The 11,180-nt window shown below is 68.3% G+C and carries 12 protein-coding genes; 7 read left to right on the top strand and 5 right to left on the bottom strand.

Annotation, left to right across the window (positions count from 1 at the left end; all coding sequences use genetic code 11):
- The 5 genes from Q8N19_RS00975 to Q8N19_RS00955 form a co-directional block, all read left to right on the top strand.
- Positions 1-435 (top strand): flagellar hook-length control protein FliK (locus tag Q8N19_RS00975; protein WP_305587779.1); only part of this gene is annotated, 435 nt, incomplete at its 5' end.
- Between the two features lie 9 nt (positions 436-444).
- Positions 445-1,185 carry a flagellar hook assembly protein FlgD gene (locus Q8N19_RS00970; RefSeq protein ID WP_305587778.1) on the top strand — a complete coding sequence of 247 codons (741 nt, stop codon included), beginning with the start codon at positions 445-447 and terminating at the stop codon, positions 1,183-1,185.
- A 59-nt stretch (positions 1,186-1,244) separates the two neighbouring features.
- Complete coding sequence (locus Q8N19_RS00965) at positions 1,245-2,630, top strand: flagellar hook protein FlgE (RefSeq protein WP_305587777.1); 1,386 nt, start codon at positions 1,245-1,247, stop codon at positions 2,628-2,630.
- A 178-nt stretch (positions 2,631-2,808) separates the two neighbouring features.
- Positions 2,809-3,096, top strand: coding sequence for a DUF1153 domain-containing protein (locus Q8N19_RS00960; RefSeq protein ID WP_305587776.1), 288 nt, complete (start codon positions 2,809-2,811; stop codon positions 3,094-3,096).
- 143 nt (positions 3,097-3,239) lie between these two features.
- Complete coding sequence (locus tag Q8N19_RS00955) at positions 3,240-3,626, top strand: DUF5367 family protein (protein WP_305587775.1); 387 nt, start codon at positions 3,240-3,242, stop codon at positions 3,624-3,626.
- Here Q8N19_RS00955 and Q8N19_RS00950 read toward each other — a convergent pair.
- The gene (locus Q8N19_RS00950; RefSeq protein WP_305587774.1) at positions 3,591-4,010 is read right to left on the bottom strand and encodes a RusA family crossover junction endodeoxyribonuclease; all 420 of its coding nucleotides are present in this window, start codon (positions 4,008-4,010) and stop codon (positions 3,591-3,593) included. The genes Q8N19_RS00955 and Q8N19_RS00950 overlap by 36 nt on opposite strands.
- A gap of 84 nt (positions 4,011-4,094) precedes the next feature.
- On the opposite strand from Q8N19_RS00950, the gene fumC reads away from it, so the two are divergent.
- Positions 4,095-5,486, top strand: coding sequence for a class II fumarate hydratase (gene fumC / locus Q8N19_RS00945; RefSeq protein WP_305587773.1), 1,392 nt, complete (start codon positions 4,095-4,097; stop codon positions 5,484-5,486).
- A gap of 7 nt (positions 5,487-5,493) precedes the next feature.
- On the opposite strand, the gene Q8N19_RS00940 is transcribed toward fumC, so the two are convergent.
- The 3 genes from Q8N19_RS00940 to mnmA form a co-directional block, all read right to left on the bottom strand.
- Positions 5,494-6,681, bottom strand: coding sequence for an acetyl-CoA C-acyltransferase (locus Q8N19_RS00940; protein ID WP_305587772.1), 1,188 nt, complete (start codon positions 6,679-6,681; stop codon positions 5,494-5,496).
- A gap of 53 nt (positions 6,682-6,734) precedes the next feature.
- Entirely contained in the window at positions 6,735-7,757 is a 1,023-nt protein-coding gene (locus tag Q8N19_RS00935) for a fatty acid desaturase (RefSeq protein ID WP_305587771.1), read from the bottom strand.
- A gap of 138 nt (positions 7,758-7,895) precedes the next feature.
- Entirely contained in the window at positions 7,896-9,098 is a 1,203-nt protein-coding gene (mnmA, locus tag Q8N19_RS00930; protein WP_305587770.1) for a tRNA 2-thiouridine(34) synthase MnmA, read from the bottom strand.
- Positions 9,099-9,268: 170 nt separating this feature from the next.
- Here mnmA and Q8N19_RS00925 point away from each other — a divergent pair, with 170 nt between their 5' ends.
- Positions 9,269-9,691 (top strand): GFA family protein, encoded by a 423-nt coding sequence (locus Q8N19_RS00925; RefSeq protein WP_305587769.1) that lies wholly within the window; start codon positions 9,269-9,271, stop codon positions 9,689-9,691.
- A 4-nt stretch (positions 9,692-9,695) separates the two neighbouring features.
- On the opposite strand, the gene Q8N19_RS00920 is transcribed toward Q8N19_RS00925, so the two are convergent.
- Positions 9,696-11,129, bottom strand: a complete 1,434-nt coding sequence (locus tag Q8N19_RS00920; RefSeq protein ID WP_305587768.1) for a DUF2271 domain-containing protein — start codon at positions 11,127-11,129, stop codon at positions 9,696-9,698.
- Between the last annotated feature and the right edge of the window lie 51 nt (positions 11,130-11,180).

Here is an 11,180-nt window from a genome sequence, read left to right as displayed (position 1 = left end):
GCCACGGTCGCAGACCTCGCCGCCCAGGTCTCCCGCCGGCTCGAAGGCCGCTCGACCCATTTCGATATCCAGTTGACGCCCGAAGGCCTCGGACGGGTTGATGTCCGCGTCGATATCGACGCCCAGGGCAAGCTCACCGCCGCCATGGCCTTCGACAATCCCCACGCCGCCAACGAAATGCGCGGCCGCTCGGGCGAGCTGATGCGCGCCCTGGAGCAGGCGGGCTTCGACCTGTCGGGCGGCCTGTCCTTCAACTCGCCCCACGATCAGCGGAGCGGCGGTCAGTTCGCAGACCAGGCGCCCGACCGTGAAACCTGGCAGGGCCGCGCCTTCCAGAGCGCGCTCGGCATGGCCGATGAAGCCGACACCGCCGCGGTCGCCACCCGTCTCTACCAGCAGCGCCAGTCTCCGACCGGCGTGGACCTTCGGATCTAGAGAAGCCCCATGCAAACCAACGCCGTCGCCAGCTCGCAGGCCGCAGCCTCCAGTGTCGGGGGTCAGCGCCTTGCTGAGAGCTTCGACACCTTCCTGGTGTTGCTGACCACGCAGATGAAGAACCAGGACCCCCTCTCGCCGATGGATTCCGGGGACTTCACCCAGCAGATCGTGCAGATGACCGGGGTCGAGCAGCAGCTGCTGACCAATGACCTGCTCAAGCAGCTGGTGGGCGCGTCAGGGGACGGCGTCGCCGACGCCGTCAGCCTGATCGGCAAGCAGGTCCGCGCCGCCACTGACCAGGCCACCCTGTCGGACAAGTCGGCGGAATGGGTTTATCGCCTCGACCGGGAGGCCAAGAGCGTCAAGATCGAGGTGCTCGACGACAAGGGCTCAATCGTCCAGGTGCGGGCGCTCGAGAATGTCGCGGGCGGCGAACACAGGTTCGCCTGGGACGGGAAGAACATCCTGGGCTCCCAGTTGCCCAATGGCGGGACCTACACCCTCCGCATCACCGCTACGGACTCGGTCGGCGCCAAGGTGGGCCACAACACCTTCATCGACGGCCTCGTCCGCGCCGTTGAGCAGGTGGACGGCCAGACCTTTGTCACAATCGGCGGAAGCCGAGCCCTCTGGCAGACGATCAGCAGCATCGGCCTGCCCCCAGCGGCGACCACCCCGGCCTCGTCTGGCGGGTCGACCGCTCCTCCCGAAAATAGCGACGACGAAACGCCCGCGCTGGCGGCCTGACCGCGTCCTGAAAGGACGCAACCGCCCCTCACAAGCCCAACAAGAAGGCAAACACCCCCATGAGCATCAACAGCGCCATGCTCGCCGGCGTCTCTGGCCTGACCGCCAATTCGTCGGCCCTCGCGGCGATTTCCGACAACATCGCCAACATCAACACCGTCGCCTACAAGCGCAACCAGGTGAACTTCGCCAATATCGTGACGGCGCAGGCGGTGACCGGGCGCTACAGCGCTGGCGGCGTCCAGGGGCTCACGCGGCAATACATCAGCCAGCAGGGTCTGATTCAGAGCGCCAACGCCTCCACCGACCTGGCCATCGCCGGGGACGGCTTCTTTATCGTCACCGAGAAGGGCGCCGGCCTGACCGACGCCGACAAGCGGGTCTTCACCCGGGCCGGCTCGTTCAGCGTCGACGCCGACGGCTTCCTGCGCAATGACGCGGGCTTCTTCCTGCAAGGCTGGCCGATCGCCGCCGATGGGACGATCAGCTACAACCCATCTGACCTGAACGAGCTGGACTCGATCAACGTCAAGAACCTGGGCTCGGCCGTCCAGGCCACGGCCAATGTCGTCATCAACGCCAATCTCGACAAGCGCCAGACCATCTCGGCGGCCGAAGGCACCTATAATGCGGCCACCCGCTCCATGGCCGACTGGGAAGAGAACGCCGACCCTCTGACCGGCACCCAGCCGGACTTCAGCATCGAGATGAACGTCGTCGACACCATGGGCGGCACCCACAAGGTGTCCATCAGCCTGCTGCGCTCCTCGGCCAACCCCAATGAGTGGCACGCGGAAATCTACGCCATTCCGGCTGGCGACGTGACCGGCGGGCCCTCGGGCCAGATCGCCGAGGGCCTGGTGATGTTCAACCAGGACGGCACTATTGACCTCGCCAACACCACCCTGTTCGGGGCGGCGGGCGCAGCCCCGACCATCAGCCTGGCGGCCTCGGGGACGGCTGGCACGCCGCGCTGGGATGACGCCCTGGGCGTCGGCGCCCAGAACATCACCTTCGACCTGAACAAACTGACCCAGTACGCCAACGCCTCGACGGTTCGGCTGGTGAACCCCGATGGGGCCACGGTCGGCACCGTGGTGGGCGTGGAGGTGGATGAGGCTGGCGTCGTGTCGGCCATCTTCGACAACAGCCAAGTGAGAAAGATCGCCCAGATTGGCGTCGCGACCTTCACCAATCCCGACGGATTGCAGGCGGTCAGCGGCAACGCCTATCGCGGCACCATCGACAGCGGTGAGTATGTGATCAAGCTGCCGGGCCAGGGCGGGGCCGGCGCCATTTCACCCTCCACCCTCGAAAACTCCACAGTCGACATGTCGGCTGAGTTTACAGGCCTGATCACCACCCAGAAAGCTTACTCAGCCTGCTCGCGTATCATTACAACGGCCGACCAGATGCTGGATGAACTTATCAGTATGCGCCGATAACTTGGCGCGTAACTGAGATTTAGTGAAGGTTAATTCCTTCTGAAATCTCTAACTGTATCATTTCAGTACACGGGGGGATCAAATGGTTACTGTGATTTTCACTATCGGGATTCACGAGCTGTTATGGCAGCCGGGCTATGGTCTGGCTCAACGATGATGGTGTGAAGGGCGTAAAGCCATGTTGCAACAACAACAGACCCGAACGAACAGCCGCGGGGAGCCCTATGTGATCGGCCCGACCGGCGCGCCCCTGACGCTGGCCGATCTGCCGCCGGCCGACACGGGTCGCTGGGTGATCCGTCGCAAGGCCGAGGTGGTCGCCGCGGTGCGTGGCGGGCTGCTGAGCCTGGACGACGCGCTCACCCGCTACGGCCTGACCTCAGAGGAGTTCCTCGCCTGGCAGAAGTCGATCGAACGCCACGGCCTCGCCGGCCTGCGGACGACCCGACTGCAACAGTATCGCTGAACCTCTTCTCCCCCAGGATCGGTTCGCGAGAATGGCGGCCGCGCTTTCAGCGCGGCCGCTATTTCGTGTCCGGCGCCGGACAAGCTTGGCCTTGGCACGACTGTCGCAGCCTTCTGCCTAAAATGGGCTGTGGGAGGCGTGTCGTGTCGAAAGAAGACAGTTTCTGGTTCGCGGTCGCCGGCGCCTTGGTCTGGTCGGCCGCCACCCTGTTCTACGCCGCCTTCGCCGGCGGGCTGATCGAGCAGGCCTTCTGGTTCTACGTCCTGAACGCGGCCCTGGTGGCCAGCGCCATCGCCTTCTTCTTCCACCTGACGGTCCGCCTGCGGCGGCTGCCCTTGCGGCGGCGGGCGCCCGCCGCCCTCGCCTTCAGCGCCCCGGGACTGGCGGGGTCCATCTTGGTCATGGGCCTCTTCGACACCCTGATGCCCGCCTTGCCGCCTGAGAGCCTGGGCCGCTACGGCGCCTTCGTGGTCGTGGCCTATGGGGTTCTGGCCCTACTGGCCCTGGAACGGCCGGCCCGGACCGCCTGAGGCGCCGGCGGCTGGCTGCACGCCACCGTCGGCCATGCGGCGCACGCGCACGATGATCCGCTCGCGCTCGCCCGCCCGACGCTCCACCAGCAGGCGGGCCACCTGGGCGTCGTCGTGGAAGGCGTAGCCCTTGATGGCGTCAAGGATCGCCTTGGCCAGATTGTCGAGATCCAGCCACGGCGGGTCCCCCACATACTCCATGGCGATCTCCACGGCGTAGTCCCCCCAGGCCGGCCGGCCGCCGCGCCAAGCCTTGCGGAAGAACTCATAGATCAGGGGCTTGTAGTACTTGGCCTGGGTGGTCAGGCCATCGACCACGACCTCCAGATCGCCCTCGCCCTCCCGGGCGCGCACCTTGCCGTGGTGGGTCCAGCCGTCGTTCATGCCTCTCTCTAGACCGCAGACGCTTTGCAGTCTCGCCCGGCCTCGCTAAACCGACGCGACAATTCAAGGCTGGAGATCCCTGCGATGACCGCGACCCGCACCGAAACCGACACCTTCGGCCCCATCGAGGTTGCGGCCGACCGCTACTGGGGCGCCCAGTCCCAGCGCAGCATCGGCAATTTCAAGATCGGCTGGGAAAAGCAGCCCCAGCCGATGATCCGGGCGCTGGGCGTGGTCAAGCGGGCCGCGGCCGAGGCCAATATGGAGCTGGGCCGGCTGGACCCGAAGATCGGCGCGGCCATTGTCCAGGCCGCCCAGGAGGTCATCGACGGCAAGCTCGACGACCACTTCCCCCTGGTGGTCTGGCAGACCGGTTCGGGCACCCAGTCGAACATGAACGCCAATGAGGTGATCTCGAACCGCGCCATCGAGATCCTTGGCGGCGTCATGGGCTCCAAGTCGCCGGTCCACCCGAACGACCATGTGAACATGAGCCAGTCGTCCAACGACACCTATCCCACGGCCATGCACATCGCCTGCGCCGAGCAGGTGGCCCGCGAGCTGATGCCGGCCCTGGAGCACCTGCACGCCGCCCTCAAGGCCAAGACCGAGGCCTTCAACCACATCCTCAAGATCGGCCGCACCCACACCCAGGACGCCACGCCCCTGACGCTTGGCCAGGAGTTCTCCGGCTACGCCCACCAGGTTTCCGGCGGCGTTCGCCGGCTGAAGGAAAGCCTCTATGGCCTCTATGAGCTGGCCCAGGGCGGCACCGCCGTCGGCACCGGCCTGAACGCGCCCATCGGCTTCGCCGAAAAGGTGGCCGAGAAGATCGCCGCCATCACCGGCCTGCCCTTCATCACCGCCCCCAACAAGTTCGAGGCCTTGGCCGCCCACGACGCCATGGTCTACAGCCACGGGGCGATCAACACCGTCGCCGGCTCCCTGTTCAAGATCGCCAACGACATCCGCTTCCTGGGCTCAGGCCCCCGCTCGGGCCTGGGCGAACTGTCCCTGCCGGAGAACGAGCCGGGCTCCTCGATCATGCCGGGCAAGGTGAACCCAACCCAGTGCGAGGCCCTGACCATGGTCTGCGCCCAGGTGTTCGGCAATCAGACGACCATGACCTTCGCCGGCGCCTCGGGCCACTTCGAGCTGAACGTGTTCAACCCGGTGATGGCCTACAACTTCCTGCAGTCGTGCAAGCTGCTGAGCGATGCGGCCGTCTCGTTCACCGACAACTGCGTGGTCGGCATCGAGGCCCGCGAGGACAACATCAAGGCCGCCCTGGAGCGTTCACTGATGCTGGTCACCGCGCTGGCGCCCAAGATCGGCTACGACAACGCCGCCAAGATCGCCAAGACCGCGCACAAGAACGGCACCACCCTGCGCGATGAGGCCGTGGGCGGCGGCTATGTCACCAATGAAGAGTTCGACGAGGTCGTGCGCCCGGAGAAGATGATCTCCCCGGGCTGATCTCGACCTAGACCAGCTCCACCGCCACCGCCGTGGCCTCGCCGCCGCCGATGCACAGGCTGGCGAGGCCGCGTCGACCGCCGCGGGCCTGCAGGGCCGCGATCAGGGTCGCCAGGATGCGCGCGCCCGACGCGCCGATGGGATGGCCGAGCGCGCAGGCGCCGCCATTGACGTTCAGCTTCTCCCGGGGGATGGCCAGTTCGCGCTCGGCGATCATCGCCACCACGGCGAAGGCCTCGTTCACCTCGAACAGATCGACCTCGTCCACGGTCCAGCCGGCCTTGGCCAGGGCCTTGCGCATGGCCGGGACCGGGGCGGTGGTGAATTGGCCCGGCTCGTGGGCGTGGGCGGCGTGGGCTGTGATGCGCGCCACCACCGGCAGGCCAAGCCGCTTGGCCGTGGAGGCCCGGGTCAGCACCAGGGCCGCAGCCCCATCGCTGATCGAGCTGGCGTTGGCCGCGGTGATGGCCCCGTCCTTGGCGAAGGCCGGCTTCAAGGTCGGGATCTTGGCGGGATCGGCCTTCAGGGGCTGCTCGTCGGCGGCGATGGTCTCCGCGCCCTTGCGGGTGGTCACCTCCACCGGAACAATCTCACCAGCGAAGGTGCCGGTCTCCGTCGCCGTCCGCGCCCGCGATAGGCTCAGAATCGCGAAGTCGTCCATGGCCTCGCGGGTGACCTGATAGGCCCGCGCGGTCTCCTCGGCGAAGGACCCCATCAGCCGGCCTGGCTCATAGGCGTCCTCCAGGCCGTCGAGATACATGTGGTCAAAGGCGGTGTCGTGACCGATCCGCGCGCCGGACCGGTGCTTGGCCAGCAGGTAGGGGGCGTTGGACATGCTCTCCATCCCGCCGGCGATGATGATCTCGGCCGAACCGGCCATGAGGGCGTCGTGCGCCATGATGGTCGCCTGCATCCCCGAGCCGCACATTTTGTTGACGGTGGTGGCCTGCACCGACCGCGGCAGGCCCGCGCCCAGGGCCGCCTGCCGCGCCGGCGCCTGGCCAAGCCCCGCCGGCAGGACGCAGCCCATGAAGATCTGCTCGACCAGGTCAGGGTCCACGCCAGAGCGGGTGACGGCGGCGCGGACCGCGGCGGCGCCCAGCTCGGTGGCCTTCAGGGGTGACAGGGCGCCCTGAAAGCTCCCCATGGGGGTGCGGGCGAAGGCGACGATGACGACGGGATCGGTCTGGCTCATGGCCGGAAGATACTCCGCGAGCGCCGCCCCCTCCAGCCCGGCTGTCGACAGCCTCAGGCCGGCTGGCGCAGGTCCTTGAAGCCGATCATGCGGCCGGCCGCCTCGTCCCACAGGGCCAGACGGGCGCAGCCCAGGCTCTCGCGCACCCCCAGCCGGCTGTAGTCGCGCAGCTCCGGATAGTCCTTCAGGGCGTCGCCCAGCCGGTAGAAGGGAATGCGGCTATGCAGGTGATGGATGTGGTGCACGCCGATATTGGCGGTCAGCCAGGCCAGCGGCCGCGGCAGATCATAGAACGAGCTGCCGTTGAGGGCGGCCTCATGCAGGTTCCAGCTTCCCGCCCGCGCCCAGCTCGTCTGTTCGAACTGGTGCTGCACATAGAAGAGCCAGACGCCGGCCGCCGCCGCCATGAACACCGTGGCGCCATAGACCGCCAGGAACGGGACCGCGCCGAAGACCATGACGCCGGCGGCGATCACTGCGGCGATGCCCAGATTGGCGCCCATGACGCTGATCCAGGCCTTGCGGTCGCCCATCATGCCGATGGGCAGGCGGTGCTGCAGGAAGAACATGTAGGCCGGCCCGATGGCGAACAGCACCACCGGATGGCGGTAGAAGCGATACAGGAAGCGGCCAAGCGCCGATCGCCCTTGATATTCCTCGACGGTCATCAGCTCGATGGCGCCCAGCTCCCGGCGGTCGAGATTGCCAGACGTCCCGTGGTGGTTGGCGTGCGAGGCCTGCCAGTAGCCGTAGGGGGTCAGGGTCAGCACGCCGAGCACCCGGCCGACCGCGTCATTGACAGCCCGGCTGGCGAACAGCGAACCGTGCCCGCAGTCATGCTGCAGCATGAACATCCGTACCAGGAAGGCCGCCGCCGGGATGGTCAGGACGAGACCCAGCCAGATTCCGTTGGCTGCCAGCAGGGTGGCGGCCAGGGCGAAACCGGTCAGGGGCAGCAGGGTCCAGGCGATCTCCGCCAGGCTGCGGGAAAGCTGTGGGCCACGATAGGCCGCCAGCGTCTTGCGCCAATGGGCGGCGCTGAGGCGACCCGCAGGGGCCGAGGAATCAAAAGCCATGAACAGGAAGGTTCCGTGGGGGTCGGGGAGGACGAGAAGGGCTGTAGCAGAATCCTGTGCCCTGCGGGTTCGACAGGAATATGGCCTGCCAGACCGCGGCGGGCCTGACCAGGGGTGCTGCGGAAAATCTGACTCCGCTCAGGGTTGAGCCGGAACGGTGGCCGCGATGAAGCCCCCGCCCAGGACGCGATCGGGATCTTCCGGCGCATAGAGGACGCAGGCCTGGCCAGGCGCCACGCCCTCCTCGGCGCCGTCGAACACCACGCCGACCTCATCGCCCACCCAGGCGAGCCTTCCCGGGACCGGTTCGCGGGTGGAACGCACCCGGGCCAGAACCGGTCGGCCCTCGTCGCAGGCCGCGGCGAAGCTGGCCGATTCGCCGAGCCAGTTGGTTTCCTTGAGCCGCAGGGCGCCGGTCAGCAGGGCTTCCCGGGGGCCGACGATCACCTGGCGGCGCTCGGCGTCGATGCGGACCACGAACAGGGGATCGCCCACGGCGACGTTCAGACCCCGGCGCTGACCGATGGTGTAGCGGGTCACGCCCTCATGCCGGCCGAGCACCCGGCCGTCCATATGGACGATGTCGCCCGGCTCCGCCCCATGCGGGCGCAGGCGGTCGATGACGGTGGTGTAGCGGCCCTCCGGCACGAAGCAGATGTCCTGGCTGTCGGGCTTGTCGGCGATGGCCAGGCCAAGCTCGGCGGCCACCCGCCGCACCTCGGTCTTGGGCAGGCCGCCCAAGGGGAAGCGCAGGAAGTCCAGCTGCTCGGGCGTGGTGGCGAACAGGAAATAGCTCTGGTCCCGGGTCGCATCCACGGCTCGCTGCAGATGGGGTCGGTTGCCGCCAGCGGCCCGGCGCACATAGTGGCCGGTAGCCAGGGCCTCGGCGCCCAGGTCCCGGGCCACGTCCAGCAGGTCGCGGAACTTGACCGTCTGATTGCAGCGCACGCAGGGGATCGGCGTCTCGCCGCGCAGATAGGCGTCGGCGAACTCCTCCATCACCTCCTCACGGAAACGGCTTTCGTAGTCGAGGACATAGTGCGGAATGCCGATGGCCTCGGCCGCGGTGCGGGCGTCGTGGATGTCCTGGCCGGCGCAGCAGGCGCCCTTCTTGGCCAGGGCCTGACCGTGGTCATAGAGCTGCAGGGTCACGCCGACCACGTCATAGCCGGCCTTGGCCAGCAAGGCGGCGGTGACGGTGGAGTCCACGCCGCCGGACATGGCGGCGACCACCCGGGTTCCGGCCGGCAGGCCGACGGCCGCACGCACCGCCTCGACCGCCGCATCGGCGGCGGAGGGGGGTGGCGTGTCCGGATGGGGGTCGAGGGTGACGGCGTCCATGGGCGCTATTTAGCGACTGCGGCGGTCATTTGCGAGCGGCGGGGCGTGCGGCCAATCCGACGGATGTCCGGCGCCGCACACGCCTTGCAGCCCTGGACCGGCGCGCTATCGATGGGCAGACTGGATCCAGCCCGCCATTTCGGCGGTCAGAGCCGGGCGCGCGAGCTTCCATGACTGACTCCTCGGACGCCGATCACCTCGGCGGCTGCCTCTGTGGCCAGATCCGCTACCAGCTGAGCGGCCCCCTGGCTGACATCCAGCTCTGTCATTGCAGCCAGTGCCGCAAGGCCCAGGGCTCGGCCTTCGCGGCAAACATCCCCGTGTCCGAGGACCACCTGCGCTTCCTGTCGGGGGAAGAGGCCCTGGTGCTGTTCGAATCCTCGCCGGGCAAGACCCGGGCCTTCTGCGGCCGCTGCGGGTCGCCCCTCTTCAGCCGCACTACCGCCAAGCCCGGCGTCCTCCGCCTGCGGGCCGGAACCCTGGACGGTCCCAGCGGCGCGCGCCTGGGCTTCCACATCTTCGCAGACTCCCACGCCGACTGGTGGGCGCTTGACGACAAGCTGCCGCGCTATTCCGAGCGCGCGCCAGACTAGGCGCTCAGCGGCCTGGCCCATACCGGGCCGTGATGACGCCGAGCTCCTGCGTCGGGTCGGACTGGAAGTTCGCCCTGCCGCTCCCCAGGGCCAGGGGCAAGGCGACGAAGCTGTGGCCGCCATGTTCGCGGCTGGCTTCCACGTTCAGGGTGTAGGCGCCCCGGGGCAGGGGCTGACCATCATCGGCCCGCCCGTCCCACACGACCTCATAGCGGCCCGGCGCTCGGGTGGTCCGCGCGACCCTGGCGACAGCCGCCATGTCCATCCGCTCCACCCGTCGCCAGAAGATGTAGTTGCTCTCCCGCCAGCGGGGCTCAGGTCCCAGGACCAGCAGCGTCTTCACCACCCGCTTTTGGGCGTCCGTGATCCAGGCGGCCAGATAGGGGCGCTCATAGTTGGCGCCGCCCTTGTCCGGAATCTCCACGGCGACGCTGAGCCTGAAGCCGGCCGGCCAGGCGCCGGGCGCGGCGGCGGTTGTGGCGGCGGTAAGATGGGTCCCCGACCAGTTGGCCGAGGTCAGCATCCGTCCGTCAGCCGCCACCAGCATGCCGCTCACGCCTGGCCAGCGCCCAAGCAGGCTGAGGCCCGCCTCAGGGTCCATCACCGCGACAGCCGTCGCCAGGGCGTCCGCCTGGGCCGCCGTCGGGGCGATCACCGCAGCGCCGGTCACCGCGCTGGCCGGGGCGCCGCACCGGGGATCGAGGATGTGGTGGTCGCCGCCGTCCCTGGCGCGGACCCCGCTATAGGCCAGGGCGCCGCGCCGAAGACTCAGCGTCTGCAGAGGCCCGACATTGTCGAAGGGACGGGCCGGGTCGGCGACCCCAAGTCGCCACGCCTCCCCGCGGCCTTCATGGCTCCACACCCGAACATCGCCGCCAAGGTCGATCAGGAGTCCAGACGCCTCGGGGACTGCCCGCAGAGCCGCCACCAGGGCACGGTCCAGGATGTAGCCCTTGGCGACTCCGTCCAGGTCGAACCTGACCGCCTCGGGGCGATCAATCGCCCGTCCCGAGGGCTCCAGACGCAGGATCGCCGCCTCGGCGGCCTTCACGGCTTCTCTCTGCGCAGCGCCCGGCGTCCCGGGGACTGCACCCAGGCGGCCGCTGAACGCCCCGCCGGTTTCGCGCCGCCAGTGTTCGGCCATCCCCACCACCGCATAGAGCTCCGCCGAGACCTGGCTGCGCGGGGCTCGGTTCAGCGCGGCGAGCTCTGAGTCCTCTCGCCAGCGGCTGAGCACACGGTCGAGGCGGGCGATCTCCCGCAAGGCGGCGAGGCCAGCCCGTTCGCCGAGCCCGGCGCCGCCCGGCGTGACCATGACGTCGAGCGACGTTCCCAGGACGTGATCAGCCGCCCACCGCGACCACGCCAGGTCGCCTGCATCCGCGGTCTGGGGAACCAGGGCCGCGCCCAGACCGAGCAAGGTTGAAACAAGCACCACGCTTCCATCCCGATTGATTGCGAGTGAGTTGCATAAACGGTGAAGCTCCCT

The sequence above is a fragment of the Phenylobacterium sp. genome, from assembly GCF_030693405.1.
In the GTDB taxonomy this organism is placed as follows: Bacteria; Pseudomonadota; Alphaproteobacteria; order Caulobacterales; family Caulobacteraceae; genus Phenylobacterium.
Note: the sequence above shows the minus strand (reverse complement) of the source record. Positions and strands in the feature narration are given on the sequence as shown.